Raw genomic sequence first — 17,799 nt, forward strand, 5'->3', positions numbered from 1 at the left:
CGCGAGCGTTCGCGTTCACCCGACACCACCCAGGGGCGTCAGGTGCGCGGCTAGCAGTTCGCTCTGGCGACGCGCGGCGTCCGGCGTCGTGAGCAAGCCGGGATGCGACGGGTTCGTCACGGTCACCATCGGGTCGCTCAGCGCCGCCCGGGCGGCATCGACGAGCACATCGATCACACCATCACGATCGCCCGATTCGCCTGCACCAGTAGAAGCTTCGACGACCGCCACCGACCCGGGTGCCGTCGTCGACAGTTCGGCGACCCACGGCGTGGCCAGCGTGATCGGCCGGCGACCGGCGGCGATCCATCGGCCGATCGAACCCGACGCGGAGATGTGACGGTAGGCCGCGAGCGGCACGGCGATCGTCGCGATCGCGGCGTCCATCTCGTCCTCGCTCAGGTGCCCGAGAACGCGCAGTTCGATTCCGCGCGCGTTCGCGGCGCGGCGCAAGTCATCGACGAAGTCCTCGTGCCCCTCGACCACCGCGCCGAGCATGACGAGGTCGCGACCCAGCGCCGCGGCAACATCGAGCGCCAACTGCGGATCCTTGCCCGGATGGACGAACCCGAGGACGCCGACGGGCGCGTCATCGCGCAGGGCGAGCACCGCGTCGCCCGCCGCAGTTGCACTCGGTCGTGCATCGACCGGCAACGTGGCGACACCGACGCCAGCGACATCGGCGTCGCCGAAACTCCGAGCGGCGCTGTCAGCGTCACCGGCAGGCGCCGCGACGACGTCACCCAGCATCGCGCGCTCGGCCTCGCTGCACACCTGAACAGACGCGGCGGCCGCGACGATGCGCGCATACAGCGCAGCGCGACGTTCGTAGCGCGCCTGCCCCTCGGCGGGCTGCGGAATGTCGTGAAGCGTGACGTGCACGGGCCGTGCGGCGCCCTCGATCGCGCGCACCCCGGCTTCGATCGCCCGGTGGTCGGCGCCGAGCAGCGCGTCGGTGAGGTGAACATGCACGGGCCCGGCATCGTCCGCGAGGTACGCCGCGAGGTCACGCGCGCCGGTCCCCACGTCGAGCATCGACGTGCGGCGCGCACCGGCGAGAGCCGCCCCGTGGCGCGTCACCCCGTGCTCGGGCGGGCCGAGCAGGAGGTGGTCGACGGTTGCAGCCGCATCACCCGATGCAACGTGCGCGCTGCGGGGGTCCTCAGCGGCAGTGCTCGCCGGGCGCGTCGTCGTCATCCTCGTATTGTCATGTGCGACGGCGCTTCTCGTCATCTTGACGTCTGTCGGATGTTCGAACGCATCGCCGCTCGGTGCGGCGCTCACACGTCACCGTCCACGATCTCGAGCAACGTCGCATGTCGACGCACCGCGTCCGCGAGTGCCTGCGGGTGCTCGGCGTACCACGCGGCGTGGGCGGCGACGAGCTCGTCCTCGCCCACCGCCTGACCGCGCACCTGCCACACGCGGGCGACGTCGTCATCGCTCATCGGCACCTGCGCGAGCGCGGCGGCGCGCTCGTCCATCGGCGCGACGAGGGCGCCGAGCAGCGACCGGCCAGGGTCGTACTCGCGGGGTGCGCCGAGGTCGAGGGCGGCCGCGATGCGGTCGGCGACCTCGACGAGGACGTCGTTCGTCGGGTGGTTGATGACGTGGACGCTGCGCCGTCCAGGGCGCGTGAGGGCATCACGAATGTCGACGGCGCCGTGCGCCTCGATGCGCCGCGTCAGCTCGGCGAGGGATGCGTCGCGCAGGGCACCGACGGCGCGCTCGTCGAGCTGCGGCAGGTCGGCGCTCGTCACACGAGCCGCGTGGTCACCCGCTCGGCGGCACGCCGCGATGACGCGCAGATCGTGATACGGCACGATCGGCGGCTCGCCCGCGGGCGTGCGGACGATGACCTGCGCCGGGTGCAGCCCCGCCCACCGCATGACGGGCACGATCGTCGACCTGACGTGCGGCGCCGCCGTGAGCAGTTCTTCCGTGCCGACGGGCAGGCCGCGATACCCGGGGGCGACGGGTTGTGTGACGAGGTACTGGGCCTGCGCGAGGGTGCGATGCAGGTGCGGCACGTCATCGGCGACCAGTTCGTGCGCCGGGACGAGGCGGATCGTGCGGATGCGATCGCCGTACCGACCGTCGAGAAGTACGCGCAGCGACTCCGCCTGGCAGTTGCCGTGGACGACGAGCACCGGGCGGCCGTCAGGATCGGCCGTAGGCACGGGGTCGGTGAGACCGTAGAACTCGCCGTAGTGCAGGTTGCGAGGCGTCGCCTCGACGGCAGGCACTGTCATGAGGCCTCTCCTTCGACGTCATCTCTGGCACTTTCGCCGCTGACGACGCCAATGCCGCGCTCGCCGTCAGTCGACGAATGTGGACGAAAATCGCCGATGTGGACAGGATTCGCCGATGTGGACGGGATTCGCAGGACGGCGCGGGTGTCGCGCGACACGGGGGCCGTTGCGGCGGTTGGGGCATCGCCGTTGCTCGGGCGAGCGACCACGATGGCGACGTCGTCGTCTTCGTAACGCGCGAGCGTCGGCCACACGAGGCGCACCTGCTCATCGACGAGACGCCCGTCGAGGGGGATGTCACGCGTCGGGTGCAGCCAGTTCGCCACGACGACGACACCGTCATCGCGCAGCAGTGCGTCGATGCCGGCGAGGGTCGCCAGCAGCGTCGCGCCGTCGAGGAAGTAGCCGATCTCGCTCAGCACGACGGTGTCGAACCGCTGCCCTTCGTCGGCGAGTTCATCGAGCACAGAAGGCAGTTCGGCGTGGCGCCAGTCGACGCCGTCGACGTCACGTCGACGAGCGCGCACCAGCGCCTGGGCGCTCCCGTCGACCGCGACCACGCCGTCGGCGCGCTCGGCGAGCACCTGCGTCAGGACGCCCGTGGAGCATCCGAGATCGAGCACGCGCCCGAGATGCTCTTCAGGCAGCATCGCCTCGATGAGGGCACGGCGACGCCGCTCGTACCAGCGCGTCTCGACACCCCACGGGTCGTCGCTGCCCTCGAACATCGCGTCGAAGGATGCCGCCGGCGTGCGTCCATCATCGGACGAGGCGACGCGGGGCAGCGCGCCGTCGGGGTCGAAGAGTGTCTCGACGAGACGTTCGAAGTGGGCGAGGACGCCGGCGTCGAGCATCGCAGGCTCGGCTGCGGGGCGCGCGAACGTCCCGATCTGTGACGAGTACGCCGCGATGGCTGCGCGTTTGCGCTGGAGCGAGGCGACGTCGGGGACAGCGAGAACGCTTCTCTCCCAGACTGTTTCGGCAACCGACGATGGGTCGCCCCAGTGCCACCACCACAACGGATAGCTGACGCACGCCGCCCCGAGCTGCGCCGCGACGTCACGCGCCACGGCTCCGCACGTGTCGTGGTCAATGTGCGCATCGGCCTCCGCCGGGGCGACGACGAGCACCCGCTCAGTTCCCGACCCACGCACCGGCGTCATCGACGGCGCCACCGTCGAGGTCACATCGGTGGCTGCGTCATCGCAGCCGACCGCTCTCGAGGGCGACTGGTCCGACACCGTGGATGCCTCCGCCGCAGTTACCCGCACGACGCGCTCCAGCGCAGCGGCCAGCTCGGCACGGTGGTCAGCGACGCGGCCGTCAGGTAGCGCAAGGCGCTCAACCCGCCCGAGCGCGCCGCCGAGCAGCACACCGAGAGCGTCGTCGAACTCGCGACGACGGACTTCGCGGACGACCTCGAATGTCAATCCCGTTGCCGCAGAGTGCGATCCCTCGCCGTCGGTGACGAGGGCGACGTCTACGGCCAACCCCGCGTCCGCGAACATCGCCAAGAATGCGCCGACGGCGAGGGTCTCGTCGTCGGGGTGAGCCGCGACGACGACGACGCGGCTGTACCGGGCAGCGAGGGCTTCGACGTCGAGGTGCCCGAGCGACGCCCATGGCGTCCCTCGCAACCACGTGCGTTCGCTCGTGCCGGGCTCCCGCGACGACCACGAGGCCGGCGCGGCGGGCATCCCGCGCATCAGTGACGCTCCAGCGTGGCGGCGCCGATGGCGGCGAGGTCGCGTTCGGCGTGGTGCTGACGCACATAGACGCCGAGGTCGGCAACGCGCCGCGCGTGGGTCTCGTCGCTCGTCAACGGGCCGGGGCCGAGCGCGTGGCCACAGATCGTCAGCGCCTGCTCCACCGCATCGGCGACGACTGCTCGCACGCGCGACGACAACGCGAGACCCGCTGCACCGCAAGCGTTTCCACCGTCGATCGCGCGGGCTGCGTCGGCGAGCACCGCGTCGAGCAGATACGCGATGACCTCGAACCGGCCCAGATGCATGAGCGCGATCTGATCGGGTTCACGCCGCCCCGCAGCCGCACGAACCGCTGTGACGAGGCCGTCCACGCCGCCCGCCCAGACGGCGGCGACACCGATGCCACCCCACGCGAAACCGTCACGGCCGAGATAAAAACCTGGCTCCCCGACGGGCGTCGCGGGCATCGCGTCAAATGTCAGCGACGTCGAACGGATCGCGACGAGCCCACGCGACACCCAAGGCTCCTCGGCGCCACGCACCCGCGCATCCGTGAGGTCGACGGCGAACAACCGCTGTCCTTCAGGCGTACCGGCCGTCACGAGCGCATGCGACAACTGCTCACCGAGCGAGCACCACGGCTTCACCCCGTCGAGCACCCAGCCGTCACCCTCGCGACGCGCGGCGAGGCCCGGCGCCCGCGCCGCGAACACACCCCAGGCGCCGTCCTCACCGCCGGGCAGCACGTCACCCGGCGCAACCCCCGCCTCGGCGAGGATCGCAAGCGCGTCGAGGTGCGGTTCGATGACGCGCGCCGTCGTCAGGTCGAAGGCGCCGAGCGATCGGAGCGTGTCGAGATACACCGCGCTGTCGCGGCCCAACGCCGCTGCGGCGGAGGCGAACTCACCGGCAGCGGCAAGCGCCGCCCCGACGTCCCCAGCAGGGATATCGGGGCGGCACAGCACGCGAGAGGGTTCGCTCAAGCGGAGAGCTCCCGCTTCCAGAAGCGCAGCGCACGGCACGTCTCCACGAAGCCCTTTGCGCCGGCCGCGTCGCTGACGTCGACGAACCCGTCGTCCTTCTTCGACGCCACACCCGCGGCTTCGATGAGACCCGACGCGTCCGGGCCGAGGGCCAGGAACTTGTTGTGCGCGACGGCGTCCGTCACGAAGTCACGAGCCTCGGCGACCTTGCCGAGCGTCGCCGCACCGTCAGCCGACGGCAGCAGCGCGACGGCGTCGAACAGCACCGACGGCGCACCGGCGATGGCGTGATCGGCGGCGAGCTTCTCACCGTTCGACAGCGTGACGCCACCGACGGCCTTCGCGACGATCTCGACGACCGTGCCCTCGGCCTCGGCGGCCGAACGCACCGCGGCGAGCAGGTCGGCGTCGGTTCCGTCGCTGACGACGACGCCGATCTTGCGGCCGGCGAAGCTGTCGGGTCCGTTCTTCACGATGCTCAGCGCGTTGGAGACGGGCAGGTCGTGACGCGGCGCCACCTTCGCGGGCGAGGCCTCCGGCAGCTCCATCGCGAGCTCGTCGGCGACGCGCTGCGCGAGCGACTCGTCGACGTTGCGCAGGTTGCCGAGCATGCGCGTGCGGATCTCGGGGATCTCGCACTTGCCGAGCTCGAACGCGAATGCGTCGACGATGTGCTTCTGCTCGACCTCCGTCTGGCTCTTCCAGAACTGGTTGGCCTGGCTGTAGTGGTCGGCGAACGACTCCGCACGCAGACGGCGCGCCTCACCCTCGACCTTCGTCGGGTACGTGTCCGGCTGGAACGTCGTCAGCGCACGCGGGCCACGGTCGTCACCCGAGAAACCGTTCGGCTCATAGTTGGCGCGGCCCCTCTGGTGCGCGAACTGCATGTGACCGTCACGCTGGAAGTGCGCGACGGGGCACTTCGGCGCGTTGACGGGCAGCTGCGTGTGGTTGGTCGAGCCGAGGCGCGACAGCTGCGTGTCGAGGTAGCTGAAGTTGCGGCCCTGCAGCAGCGGGTCGTTCGTGAAGTCGATGCCGGGCACGACGTTCTGCGTCATGAACGCGACCTGCTCCGTCTCGGAGAAGACGTTGTCGACGACGCGGTTGAGCGTCATCTTGCCGAGCGGGCGGATCGGGACGATCTCCTCGGGGATGATCTTCGTCGAGTCGAGCACGTCGAAGTCGAAGCTGTCGGCGAACGCGTCGTCGAACACCTGGACACCGAGCTCGTACTCGGGGAAGTCGCCGCTCTGGATCGCGTTCCACAGGTCACGACGGTGGAAGTCGGCGTCGGCGCCGTTGATCTTGACGGCCTCGTTCCAGACCACCGACTGCATGCCCTGCGCGGGCTTCCAATGGAACTTGACGAACGAGCTCTTGCCGTCGGCCGTCACGAAGCGGAAGGTGTGGACACCGAAGCCCTCCATGAAGCGGAAGCTGCGCGGAATCGCGCGGTCGCTCATCGCCCACAGGGCCATGTGCGTCGACTCGGGCATGAGGGAGATGAAGTCCCAGAACGTGTCGTGCGCGCTCGCCGCCTGCGGCCAACCGCGGTCCTGCTCCTCCTTGACCGAGTGCACGAGGTCGGGGAACTTGATCGCGTCCTGGATGAAGAAGACGGGGATGTTGTTGCCGACGAGGTCCCAGTTGCCCTCCTCGGTGTAGAACTTCGTCGCGAAGCCACGGACGTCGCGCGCGAGGTCGGCGGAGCCCATGTTGCCGGCGACCGTCGAGAAACGAACGAACGTCTCCGTCTGACGGCCCTTCTTGCCGAACAGGTAGGCGGCCGTGAGGTCGCTGTGGTCGTCGTAGCTCTCGAACACGCCGTGCGCGCCGTAGCCGCGGGCATGGACGACACGCTCCGGGATGCGCTCGTGGTCGAAGTGCATGATCTTGTCGCGGAACGCGGCGTCCTGCAGCAGCGACGGGCCGCGGTCGCCCGCACGCAGCTGGTTCTGGTCGTCGGTCATCGGAATACCCTGCGACGTCGTCATGGCGTTGCCACCGCTCACCCCCTGGTGCAGCTCGTCCCCGGTGCCGCGCGTGTCGGGGCTCGTGGTGCGCTCGTTGTCGCTCATGGCTCTCCTCATGCTGGTGGTCGTTCGATCATGGCCTCTCGACCCTATGTCGGAGAGTAAGGCCACCGCCCCCCTCTCACCACGCCCCTACGGATGTGGACGAAAATCGCAGATGTGGACAACAATCGTAGGGAGGCCCAGGGCGCTGACGGGACATGAGCGGCCGGGCACCCGTGTGGGTGACGACTCGGTGTGAGAGGCGAAACCCATGGGAAAAATTAGGGATCGACTCTAGGGTGAGACTCATGGAGACGTCGCGCAGCCAGTCGGATCACCCGGTCAGTTTGCCGAGCCAGAATGCATCGGCTTCGTCAGAGAAGCCCTTGGCACTCGTCGCGGGAGCCTCGCGCGGGCTGGGTTTTCTCGTCGCCACCGCCCTCGCCGACGCCGGGCACCGCGTCGTCCTCGCATCTCGCTCCGCGGACGCCCTGACGAAGGCCGCCGACACGCTTGTCTCCCACGGCCACGCGCGCAGTGCCGTCTCGACGATCGTCATGGACGTGAGCGATCGCGACGGGGTGGCTCGAGCCGTCGCCCAGGTCGAGGGCGAGCACGGCCCGATCGACGTCGCCATCCACGTCGCCGGTGTCATAGAGGTCGGCCCGGCCGAGAACACGACGCACGAGCACATCGAACGCGCGATGAGCATCATGGCGTGGGGGCCGATCAACCTCTCCGACGCCGTCATCCCCGGCATGCGCGAACGCGGGCGCGGGCGCTTCGGCGTCGTCACCTCCATCGGCGGCCTGCTGAGCGCACCGCACCTGCTCGCGTACTCGACGGCGAAGTTCGCGGCCATCGGCTACACCGAGGGCCTCGCCGCGTCGCTCGCCGGCACGGGTGTGAGCGCCACCGTCATCGCCCCGGGGTTGATGCGCACCGGCTCGCACACGGCCGCACAGTTCTACGGCAACGCGCAGGCCGAATACGCGTGGTTTGCGCCCGCCGCGTCGCTGCCGTTCGTCAGCATGGACGCCACGAAGGCCGCGCGACGCATGGTCGACGGCGTCCTCGCCGGCAAGCCGTACGTCATCCTCACGCCCGCCGCGAAGCTCGGCGCGCGCGTCCACGGCGTCATGCCGGGTGTGACGACGCGCGTCATGGGCCTCGTCGGGCGTGCGCTGCCCGGGCCCGTTCCCGGTGCGACGACGCCTGTCCCCGGATCCAAGCTCGCACCTAGGGCCGGACGATTCGTCAAGCTCCTCACGACCCTCGGTGATCGCGCGTCGCGCAGCAACCTCGAACCCGAGGGTTGAGCGGCCCCGGGTCGCGCCACCCGAAGATTTGAACCCAACCACCCGACCATCCGAGGCCCCCGACGAAAGGTACGCACCATGTCTGCTGGAACCCCGAAGTCCGACATCTCGCAGGAGCAGGTCGTCGAGATCATGCGTGGTGAGCGCTTCGTCATGCTCACCTCGATCGCAGTAGACGGGGCCCTGCACAGCCACCCGATGACGCCGCAGGAGGTGACGGACGACGCCGACGTGTGGTTCTTCGTCGGCCTCGGCACCGAGCAGGCGCAGGCGCTGCAGAGCAACCCGCAGGTCAACCTGTCGTTCGCGCACCTCGGTTCGTGGCTGTCCGTCGCGGGACGCGTCGAGTTCGTCGACGACCGCGCTAAGATCGACGAGCTGTGGGGCGACGACGTCGCCGCTTGGTACGACGGCGGCAAGGACGACCCGGACCTCGGTCTCGTCCGCGTCGTCAGCGAGTCCGCGCAGTTCTGGGGCCAGCCCGGAGGCAAGGCCTCCGCGCTCGCGAGCATTGTCAAGGCGCGCGTCAGCGGCGAGCGTCCGAAGGGCCAGAGCGCCACGACCGAGCTGTGACGAACCCGGGAGCCGAACCGACGCGCGGCGGCTCCCGGCGCCACGCTCCCCACCACCCCATCCCCACCACCCGATCGCCGCACGTCGCGGTGATCCTCTCGAGGAGAAACTGATGCGAGCACTCACCTGGCAGGGCCAGGGCAAGGTCTCGGTCGAGCAGGTCGCCGGCCCGAGCATCCAGGAGCCCACCGACGCGATCGTGCGCGTCACCTCGACCGCGATCTGCGGTTCGGACATGCACCTCTACACCGTCCTCGCGCCGTTCCTGACGAAGGGCGACATCCTCGGCCACGAGTTCATGGGCATCGTCGAGGAGGTCGGCTCGGGCGTCACGAACCTCAAGCCCGGCGACCGCGTCGTCGTGCCGTTCAACATCTCCTGCGGCCACTGCTGGATGTGCAGCCGAGGCTTGTTCGCGCAGTGCGAGACGACGCAGAACGTCGACCAGGGCACCGGCGCGAGCCTGTTCGGCTTCACGAGCCTGTATGGTGCGGTGCCCGGCGGCCAGGCGGACTACGTCCGCGTGCCGCACGCCGATTTCGGCCCCATCAAGGTGCCTGAGGCCGGCGAGGACGAGCGCTACCTCTACCTGTCCGACATCCTGCCGACCGCATGGCAGGGCGTGCAATGGGCGAACGTGCGCCCCGGCGACACGCTCGCCGTCATGGGTGCCGGCCCCGTCGGTCAGCTCGCCGTCGCGAGCGCGCAGTACCTGGGGATCGAGGACGTCATCGTCGTCGACCGCGTGCCGGAGCGCCTCGAGCGCATGAAGGCCCGCGGCGCCCGCACGATCAACCTCGACGACCTCGACGGCTCGCAGGTCAGCGCCGTCGGCGACGCGGTGCGCGACCTGACGGACGGGCGCGGTGCGGACGGCGTCGTCGAGGCCGTCGGCATGGAGGCACACGGCAACCCGGTTGCCGCTGCGGGCCTGTCGGCCGTGAGCAAGCTGCCGTCGGCGATCTCGGAGCCGCTCGCGAAGAATGCCGGCATCGACCGTCTCGCCGCGCTGCACGCCGCGATCGACAGCGTCCGCCGCGGCGGCACCGTCTCCGTCTCCGGTGTCTACGGCGGCGCGCTCGACCCGATGCCGATGATGCAGATGTTCGACAAGGGCATCGCGATGCGCATGGGCCAGTGCCACGTCAAGCAGTGGACCGGCGAGCTGCGCGACGTGCTCGTCGACGCCGACCCGTTCGGCGTCGAGCAACTCGCGACTCACCGCGTCAGGCTCGACGAGGCGGCGACGATGTACGACGTGTTCCAGAAGAAGCAGGACGGCTGCCAGAAGGTCGTCCTCAAGCCCTGACGCACTGACGGCCTGGGATCGGGTCGGCGTCCACCGAGACGCTGGGCCACCCGGCCGCCCGGCCACCACAGGATGGCGGGTAACTCACTGGTAGGCGCGCGGTTAGGCGCCGACCTGTGAGTTACCCGCCATCGTGCGTTCTACGTCCAGGCGGCGCCGCCTGGAATGGTGCGCGGAATAGTGCGGGCGCGACGGGCGCTGCAGTGAGCATGACGCCCGAGCAGTACGCCGCGAACATCGCCCGCGCCCTCGACGTGCAGGATCAGTCGGTGCGGTTGCAGGCCGCGATGGCGGCGGGCACACATCCGCATCCCGATCTGTTGGAGACGCTCGTGCGTCGCTGCGGCGTCGAGCCCGACTTCTTCGTCCGCGAGACCCTCGCCTGGGCGCTGACGCGCCTGCCGGCTGACGACGTCCTGCCGCGCGTTCAGCGCGAGCTGGCGTCGAAGAACATCCAGGCGCGCACGCAGGCGTTGCACGTGCTGTCGAAGGTCGGCGACGAGCGCGCATGGCCCTGGATCACGCCCGAGTTCCTGCACGACGCCGACGACGATCTCGCCCGCACCGCCTGGCGCGCGGCCGCCGCGCTGGCCCCGGAGAGTCAACATGGCTCTCTCGCTGACGAATTGGTCAAGGAGTTCGGCCGTGGTGACGCCGGCACGCAGATGGCGTTGAGCGTCGCATTGCTTGGTCTCGGCGACGCCGCCGTCCCAGCGGTCACGTCGGCAATCCGGAGCCAAGACGCGGCCGTCACCGAACATGCTCGCGCGACCGACCTGCTGCGCGCCCGCCCCGAGCTCGCGTTCGACGGCGCCGTCGAGGAAGCCAAGCGCATCGTCGCGATGGGTTGAGCGCGTCGGCCCCGCCCCCGGCCATGCGACGGGAGAGCGGGTAACTCACGGGTAGGCACGCAACGACGCGCCGACCCGTGAGTCACCCGCCCTCCCATCGACGAAGGTGACGCAGCGGCCGCCCCATCCCCCAGAGCTTGCAATCACAACGCCTGGGGCCGCTCAGCACCAGGCCGGCCTGTCGCCGTCGGTGCGGTGCCTCGCCGTCGATGACATTGCACAGCAGGGTGCTGATGAACTTCACCTCGAATGTCGCGGCGGCATGCAGTGTAGTGAGCGCCACACGTGAATGATCCTTGTTCTTTTTGGCCCGTAGGTGGCGCCCATGAAAGCGCCTCGGGAGGGACGCCACACATGGCGGACACCACCGACCAACCTGGACAGCTGGGGTCAGGCCGCGTCAGGGCGATCAGGCAAGGCGAGGCGCCCGAGCGGTCCAGCGGGGCGACTCGTCCGACGGCTCACCAGCGGAGCGCAGCGAATGTCAGTTCAGCGCAGCGTCGCGGCCGCTTCGGCGTGGGCGGCGACGAGGCGTTCGAGCTGGCTGTCAGCGCGCACGATGAGGTCGTCGAGTTCGGCGACGTCGATGCGCGCATCGTCGGTCGCGAGCACGCGCAGGCCCTCCCAGCCGGCCCGCTTGCCACGAACGGCCGACAGCAGCGCCTCGAGTTCGAGCACGTCGCTCAGCGGGGAGCGGCGCACGAAGCGGCCGTTGAGTTTCACGCGGCTGACGGTCTCGCCGACGCTCAGCGCGAGCTGCGCGAGCCGCGCCTCACCCACCCCGAGCGCGTCGGCCATGACGCGCAGGCGTGCGCGGTCCTCGGCGATCTCCCGCGTCAGCGTCGCGAGCACCTTCCGCGTGCGCGCCGAACTCTGCGAGCGCGACGCGCGCTCGAACAGGTCGAGCCCACCCTTCGATGCGGCCCAGTGATGAGCGACGTAGCTGGTGACGAACTTGTCGCGCGATTCCATGATCTACCTCCTGCAGGTCTGCGAGAACGGGTGCCACCGTCAGCCTAGGAGGTCACCGTGCGCGACCAGCCCCACGCAACACGGTCGATGTCGGAATTTCGTCATGGTTGATTTCCTTGTTCGCGACATGTTGGCAAGGTATCCGCATGTCGTCCCACCCGAGCACCGATGGAGCCGCACACCTCCGTCTGGCGACGGGTGAGGAGTCGAGGGGCGCGCCCGCACCCCGCGCATTGCGCGTCACCCTCGTCGACGACGACGCCCTCGTCATGGCCGGTTTTCAGGCACTCCTCTCGCCCTACACTGCACGCGTCGAGGCGACGTGCAGCCGCGGCGTACCCACCGAACTCACCGACGTCGCGCTCTTCGACTGCTTCGCCGCCCCCGAGCCGGGGTGGGCGACGCTGGCGCGCCTGCGCGACACAGCCACCGTCACGCGCCTCGTCGTCTACACCAACGACCCTCCGCAGGCGCACGTCGGCGCGCTCACCGACTTCGGCGTCGCGGGCATACTGACGAAGCACGCGACGGCCGACGAGCTCGTCACCGCACTCGAACGCGTCGCCCGCGGCGAGCGCGTCGTCGACCCCGCGTTCCCCGTCGAGCTGGGTGACGACTGGTGGCCCGGGCGCGCCGAGGGGCTCACCGAGCGAGAGGCGCAGGCCGTCACGCTCATCTGCCGCGGCCTGCCCAACGGCGCGATCGCGAACGAACTCAACGTCTCCCTCAACACGCTCAAGAGCTACATCCGCTCCGCCTACCGCACCATGGGCGTCGCCTCCCGCAGCGAGGCGGTGCTGTGGGGCGTCGCGCGCGGACTGCACGTCGACGGCCGGTCCTGACGCGCTCACAACTTTCCAGCATGGCGCCGCGCACCGGCGGTCCATCAGGCAGCCGACGCTTCACCTCCTTGCGGGTGTGGCGCGAAACACGGTGAGCGACAACACTTTTCATCACCACCGACACCTCACGACCCTTGATCGTCGGATCGCTCGAAGGAGAGCTGTGCCCCGCCTCACGGTCGCCGTCGTCGCACGTAGCGAGCTGTTCGGATGCGGCGCGATGGCGGCTCTCGACGCGTTCGGCGTCGCGACACGCCTCGTGCTCGTGCGTGGCCCGGGCCTGCGCGCCGATTTCGCGCTCGATGCCGACGTCGCCGTGCTCGAGTGGAACGAACCCAACCGCAACGCCTGGGATCAACTGCGCGCGCTGCACGCCGCGAACCCGACGACGAAGCTGCTCGTGTCGTCGCTGCACACCGACGATGCCGCCATCAGCCGGCTCCTCGCGCGCGGCGCGTCGGGAGTCGTCGGACGGTCGGCGAGCGCCGCCGATCTGCGCGCCGGGGTCGATGACGTGGTCGCGGGTCGAATCGTCCGCCCCGCGGTGCTTCGACCCTCTCCCACGGACGCGCGGCCGACCGTCCCCTCCGACGGGCTGACCGCACGTCAGGCGCAGATCGTCGATCTCATCTGCTCGGGCATGCCGAACGCGCAGATCGCCGAGCGCCTGCACCTGAGCGTCAACAGCATCGAGTCGCACATCAGAGGCGCCTACCGCGCGATGGACGTGCAGACGCGCCCTCAAGCCGTGTTGTGGGGTCTGGCGCGCGGCTACGGTGGTCATGTGTCTGACCATCACTGGCCGCCAGCCGCGGCCCCCACCTCATCATCCGGCTCGTCGACGCACCCAACCGATGACGACGAGTCGCAGGCCCGTGACCTCGCCGAGTGGCTCGCCGAACAAGCCGACGCGGGCCTCGAGGGCGCGGACGAGGCAACCATCCGCGACGTCATCGGCGCGATGATCGAGCACCCTCGGTTTCCGTGCCTCGGAGCGCGTTCGGCGCTGAAACGCGACGGCGCGCTCGTCCGCGTCTTCGACGACATGACCGATGACGCGTGTCTCTCAACGCTCAGCGCTGAGCTGGCTGACTTCGCCGCGATCGAGCGTGGCCCGCGCGAGTTCGGCTCGTTCATCGCCGTCTTCCGTCGCCCGCGGGCGGGTGACGAGCGGGAGTTCGAGAACCTCCTGTGGGGCATGCTGCAGCGATTGCACGATCGTGACGACGCGCCGTGGGCCGAGCGCGTGTCGCCCGACACGACGTCACCGCACTTCAGTTTCAGCCTCGGCGGCGTGCCGTTCTTCCTCGTCGGGTTGCATCCGCAGGCCTCGCGCATCGCGCGCCGTGCTCCGCTGACGACGGTCGTGTTCAACCTGCACGATCAGTTCGAGCAGCTGCGAGCTGACGGCGGCTTCGACCGGATGCGCGACGCGATCCGCCGCCGCGATGCTGCGTTGCAGGGTTCGATCAATCCGGTCGTCACCGATCATGGACGCTCGTCGGAGGCGCGTCAGTACTCTGGGCGGCACGTGGAGGACGACTGGCGTGCCCCGTTCACCGCGCACCCTTCGAAGGAGAATCCTGATGACTGACCCGCGACGCCCGCGCTCCCCCCACCCGCCGACGCCGCGGCCGCCGTACGCGGGCGGCCCCGAAGCTTCCGCCGACGGTTGGTCGCGCATCGCCCCGCAGACGGGGGTGCTCGTGCCGCTGGCGGCCGGTCAGGTGCTCGAGGTCGTCGACCCGTGCGGTGAGCAGGTGAGCGACTTCTACGCCGTCATGCAGGGCGACATCGCCGAGTGCTTCTCGGCGGGGCGCACCGTCGACTACAACAACACGTTGTACCCATCGACGGGGCACCGGTTGTGGAGCAACCGCAGCAGCGTCATGGCGACGATCGTCGCGGACTCGGTGGGCATCCACGACATGACGGTGACGCCGTGCAGCCAGCAGACGTTCGACATCCTCTACCCCGAGTTCGACGGCGCCCCGCACCCGAGTTGCTTCGCGAACCTGTGCGGCGCGCTCGAACCCGTCGGCGTCGCGCCCGACCACATCGGCACGACGCTCAACATCTTCATGGACGTGTGGACGAGCCCCGACGGTGAACTGCACATCGACCCGCCGCCGACGCAGGCGGGTGACGTCTTCGCCATCCGCGCCGAAGCCGACCTGTTCGTCGGGCTGACGGCCTGCTCGGCCGAGAAATCGAACGCCGGCGTCTGCAAACCCATCGACTACCGGGTGCGCTGAGGCGCTGACGTCGCACCGGCCCGGTCAGCGAAAGTGGTGAAACAGGCGGCCGTTCAGGCCCCGTCGGGGCTCAGGCGCTCCGAGCAGAATGAGCATCGAGATGGCCCATGGTGTGTCACGACCACGCGAAATAGCGCGCGTTCATGACGCAACATCCTTGGGTGGGGAGGCGTTGTGCGCCGACACTGCGCTCCGATGGTCAGGAGAACGTGACGCCCGACCCCGCCCATTTGGTGCCGTCCTTGATAAAGGACGCGACGTTGAGCGTCACGGTTGTCGTGCCCTAGCCGTCGACAGTCACGAGGTCACTGAGCGACACGGGGGCCGGGTTGGCGCTGCTCGTGCCGGAGGAGTTCGTGAGTGAGATGCCGATGTACGTGTTGCAGTCCTGGGCTGTTGAACTGGCAGGACCACTGCAGCCGCCGTTCGGCGTGCCGGCAGTACCGGAGCCCGCGACGCCGGTGCCGCCCGTCAACGCGTAGCTCTTGCCGTTCGTCAGGTTCATCGTGCCACCGGCGCTCGTGTTAAACGCGAAGAACGCCGAAGCAGGCAGCGGACGGCCCTTGATGATCTGCGAACACGGGTTCGCCGCCATTGCCGGAGCCGCGCTAGCGGCACGCACTCGGGCGCGTGATGCTCGAACGCGCGGGCGCCGTCGCGGTCACGTCGGGCAGTGCCACCCAGAGCTGGACGCCGTGCAGCGTCTCGGTGCCGGGCGTCGAGACCTCGGAGTGGACGATGCCGCGGCCGCTCGTCATGAGGTTGACCTCGCCGGGGCGGACGACGGCGTGCGCACCACCAGAATCATGGTGTTCGATGGCGCCCTCGAACAACCACGAGACCGTCTGCAGCCCGGTGTGGGGGTGCGGCGGCACGTCCATGCCGACGCCGCGTTCCGGGCCGTAGTGGTCAACGAAGCACCACGCCCCGACGAACGAGCGGTCGCGGTGCGGCAGGGTGCGTCGCACCTCGAGGGCACGCAGCCCGCCGAGCGGAACCTGGCGGGGTGAGAGAACCTGAACGACGCCCTCGACGGGGCGTTCTGCGGTGGGCGCCTCGTTCGCCTGGGCGACGATCACACCTGCAGGGTCGAGTCCACCGGCGGCCCTGACGTCGGCGTCGGCGCCTGACGTGCGGGCACCGGCGTCGCGGGTAGTGGTCCGACGAGCGCCGTCGCGTGGGTATGGCGGGTGGGTGTTGTCGTGAACACCGTCGCCCTGGATGGCGGACGGTTAGGCGCCGGCGCCGGCGCCAGCGTGATGCGTGGTGTTGGTGCGGGCGCCTGTGTCCTGGGTGTCGTCGAGCATTTCAGCGGTCCCTGATGTCGACCGTCAGCCCCGACGAATGGGGCCCTCATGCCACCCAAGCACCCACGGTGTGCAGGAGCAACAGTCGGCCGATCGTTGTGGACGAAAATCGCAGTTGGGTCGCTCTGCACCGTTAGGAGGGAGGGCGTGGGAACCGTCGCGCCGCGCGGGCTCGCTACCGCTCACTCGCGCGTCGCCCCTCCCAAATCCCCAACCTGTCATGCCGCAGAGAAGTAGGACCCCCGCCGGGCGACTTCATCGCTGATCCGGCGGGGTCCTACTCATCTGCGGAGGGCGTGGGATTTGAACCCACGGTTGGTTTCCCAACTCCGGTTTTCAAGACCGGTGCACTCGGCCACTATGCGAGCCCTCCTCGTCGCTGCACCAACCGCGAACACCACGGGCAACGACCCGTCGAGCGCATCGTCGTCGACGCTCCCAGCAGGGCCGAACCCAGGCGTCGCACGGCAACCGCGCAACGAGAAACCATCGTAAGGCACTGGCGCGCCAACGCAGATTGGGTAGGCTCGACGGCAAGTTGTCCGTTCACATGACATGGAGCCACATCATGGGCAAGATCTCCTTCCTCGCCGGCGGCGTCGTCGGCTACGTCCTCGGTACGCGCGCTGGGGAGAAGCGCTACGAGCAGATCAAGAAGCAGGCCGACAAGGCCTGGCAGAACCCGGCGGTCCAGGAGAAGGTCACCGCCGCAACCGAGCAGGTCAAGACGAAGGCCCCCGCCGTCGCTGCTGCCGTCGGCCAGAAGGCTGCCGACGCAGGCAAGAACGCGGGCCAGGCTGCTGCCGCCAAGGCCGGCGACGCGAAGGACGCCGTCGCGAACCGCGGCGACAAGGACCTGCCGGAGACCATCCACCGCGGCGAGGACGGCGAACTCCACGCCGACACGAGCGGTTTCGGCCCGGGCGGCGAGAAGCTTCCCTGACCTTCCGGGTCGTACGCCCAAATTCCGACTGTGACGCGTCGTGAAGCACTCCGAGCCGGTCTTTCACCCCTTCGGGCGCGACATTTCGCGGCGCATCGCGTAGATTCGCAGACAACGCGGCCTAACGCGGGGCCTTCGGGGCACCGTTCTGGCTGCGACAGGTTAGAGAAGAGGATTCATCCATGAACCGCAGTGATCTTGCCAGCACCATCGCCCAGCGCACCGGCGTCAGCGTCAAGGACGCCTCCGCCGTCATCGCTGGCCTGAACGACGTCATCATCGAGGCCGTCGGCCGCGGCGAGAAGATCCAGCTCCCGGGTCTGCTCACGATCGAGCGCGTCGAGCGCGCCGCCCGCACGGGCCGCAACCCGCAGACGGGCGCCGAGATCGAGATCCCGGCCGGCTACGCCGCCAAGGTCACGGCAGGCTCCAAGCTCAAGGCTGCTGCCAAGGGCTGACCCAACGCCTG

General features: G+C 69.5%; 16 protein-coding genes, 1 tRNA gene and 1 pseudogene. 9 read left to right on the plus strand and 9 right to left on the minus strand.

Going from position 1 to position 17,799, the window contains the following annotated elements:
* Window positions 1–15: 15 nt before the first annotated feature.
* The 5 genes from AA983_RS02505 to AA983_RS02525 form a co-directional block, all read right to left on the minus strand.
* The gene (locus AA983_RS02505) at window positions 16–1,197 is read right to left on the minus strand and encodes a hypothetical protein (RefSeq protein WP_052946799.1); all 1,182 of its coding nucleotides are present in this window, start codon (window positions 1,195–1,197) and stop codon (window positions 16–18) included.
* 83 nt (window positions 1,198–1,280) lie between these two features.
* Entirely contained in the window at window positions 1,281–2,252 is a 972-nt protein-coding gene (locus AA983_RS02510; protein ID WP_047310598.1) for a WcbI family polysaccharide biosynthesis putative acetyltransferase, read from the minus strand.
* A complete protein-coding gene (locus AA983_RS02515) occupies window positions 2,249–3,958 on the minus strand; it encodes a PIG-L family deacetylase (protein ID WP_047310599.1) in 1,710 nt (569 codons plus the stop codon). Before AA983_RS02515 ends, AA983_RS02510 begins: the two co-directional genes overlap by 4 nt.
* The gene (locus AA983_RS02520; RefSeq protein WP_227484355.1) at window positions 3,958–4,944 is read right to left on the minus strand and encodes an acyl-CoA dehydrogenase family protein; all 987 of its coding nucleotides are present in this window, start codon (window positions 4,942–4,944) and stop codon (window positions 3,958–3,960) included. Before AA983_RS02520 ends, AA983_RS02515 begins: the two co-directional genes overlap by 1 nt.
* A complete protein-coding gene (locus tag AA983_RS02525; RefSeq protein ID WP_047310601.1) occupies window positions 4,941–7,022 on the minus strand; it encodes a catalase in 2,082 nt (693 codons plus the stop codon). The genes AA983_RS02520 and AA983_RS02525 overlap by 4 nt, the downstream gene beginning before the upstream one ends.
* 245 nt (window positions 7,023–7,267) lie before the next feature.
* On the opposite strand from AA983_RS02525, the gene AA983_RS02530 reads away from it, so the two are divergent.
* The 4 genes from AA983_RS02530 to AA983_RS02545 all read left to right on the plus strand — a co-directional run bounded on the left by AA983_RS02530 (window position 7,268) and on the right by AA983_RS02545 (window position 11,011).
* Window positions 7,268–8,278, plus strand: a complete 1,011-nt coding sequence (locus tag AA983_RS02530; protein WP_052946801.1) for an SDR family oxidoreductase — start codon at window positions 7,268–7,270, stop codon at window positions 8,276–8,278.
* Between the two features lie 78 nt (window positions 8,279–8,356).
* Window positions 8,357–8,851 carry a pyridoxamine 5'-phosphate oxidase family protein gene (locus AA983_RS02535; RefSeq protein WP_006946673.1) on the plus strand — a complete coding sequence of 165 codons (495 nt, stop codon included), beginning with the start codon at window positions 8,357–8,359 and terminating at the stop codon, window positions 8,849–8,851.
* 112 nt (window positions 8,852–8,963) lie between these two features.
* Window positions 8,964–10,160: a zinc-dependent alcohol dehydrogenase gene (locus AA983_RS02540; RefSeq protein WP_047310602.1), complete on the plus strand. Its 1,197-nt coding sequence runs from the start codon at window positions 8,964–8,966 to the stop codon at window positions 10,158–10,160.
* Window positions 10,161–10,369: 209 nt separating this feature from the next.
* Entirely contained in the window at window positions 10,370–11,011 is a 642-nt protein-coding gene (locus AA983_RS02545; protein ID WP_047310603.1) for a HEAT repeat domain-containing protein, read from the plus strand.
* Window positions 11,012–11,500: 489 nt separating this feature from the next.
* Here the strand turns inward: AA983_RS02545 and AA983_RS02550 are convergent, their stop codons facing one another.
* Window positions 11,501–11,983, minus strand: coding sequence for a hypothetical protein (locus tag AA983_RS02550; RefSeq protein WP_047310604.1), 483 nt, complete (start codon window positions 11,981–11,983; stop codon window positions 11,501–11,503).
* Between the two features lie 146 nt (window positions 11,984–12,129).
* Between AA983_RS02550 and AA983_RS02555 the strand changes: the two genes are divergently transcribed.
* From AA983_RS02555 to AA983_RS02565, 3 genes are all read left to right on the plus strand, one after another.
* Window positions 12,130–12,825 (plus strand): response regulator transcription factor, encoded by a 696-nt coding sequence (locus tag AA983_RS02555; protein WP_156170132.1) that lies wholly within the window; start codon window positions 12,130–12,132, stop codon window positions 12,823–12,825.
* Between the two features lie 163 nt (window positions 12,826–12,988).
* Window positions 12,989–14,419 carry a guanitoxin biosynthesis heme-dependent pre-guanitoxin N-hydroxylase GntA gene (gene gntA / locus AA983_RS15080; RefSeq protein ID WP_082128634.1) on the plus strand — a complete coding sequence of 477 codons (1,431 nt, stop codon included), beginning with the start codon at window positions 12,989–12,991 and terminating at the stop codon, window positions 14,417–14,419.
* The gene (locus AA983_RS02565; protein WP_082128635.1) at window positions 14,412–15,080 is read left to right on the plus strand and encodes a DUF1989 domain-containing protein; all 669 of its coding nucleotides are present in this window, start codon (window positions 14,412–14,414) and stop codon (window positions 15,078–15,080) included. The genes gntA and AA983_RS02565 overlap by 8 nt, the downstream gene beginning before the upstream one ends.
* 283 nt (window positions 15,081–15,363) lie before the next feature.
* On the opposite strand, the gene AA983_RS02570 is transcribed toward AA983_RS02565, so the two are convergent.
* The 3 genes and pseudogenes from AA983_RS02570 to AA983_RS02580 all read right to left on the minus strand — a co-directional run bounded on the left by AA983_RS02570 (window position 15,364) and on the right by AA983_RS02580 (window position 16,760).
* On the minus strand, window positions 15,364–15,675 hold the full coding sequence (locus AA983_RS02570; RefSeq protein ID WP_047310605.1) for a hypothetical protein: 312 nt from the start codon (window positions 15,673–15,675) through the stop codon (window positions 15,364–15,366).
* Between the two features lie 20 nt (window positions 15,676–15,695).
* A pseudogene (locus AA983_RS02575) lies at window positions 15,696–16,159 on the minus strand (pirin family protein); the annotation flags it as partial.
* A gap of 516 nt (window positions 16,160–16,675) precedes the next feature.
* Window positions 16,676–16,760, minus strand: a tRNA-Ser gene (locus AA983_RS02580).
* A gap of 195 nt (window positions 16,761–16,955) precedes the next feature.
* Here AA983_RS02580 and AA983_RS14580 point away from each other — a divergent pair.
* Both AA983_RS14580 and AA983_RS02590 read left to right on the plus strand, forming a co-directional pair.
* A complete protein-coding gene (locus tag AA983_RS14580; protein ID WP_052946805.1) occupies window positions 16,956–17,330 on the plus strand; it encodes a YtxH domain-containing protein in 375 nt (124 codons plus the stop codon).
* 182 nt (window positions 17,331–17,512) lie between these two features.
* Window positions 17,513–17,788, plus strand: coding sequence for an HU family DNA-binding protein (locus AA983_RS02590; RefSeq protein WP_047310606.1), 276 nt, complete (start codon window positions 17,513–17,515; stop codon window positions 17,786–17,788).
* Window positions 17,789–17,799: the final 11 nt, after the last annotated feature.

The sequence above is a fragment of the Dermacoccus sp. PE3 genome (assembly GCF_001021715.1).
Classification (GTDB): Bacteria; Actinomycetota; Actinomycetes; order Actinomycetales; family Dermatophilaceae; genus Dermacoccus; species Dermacoccus abyssi.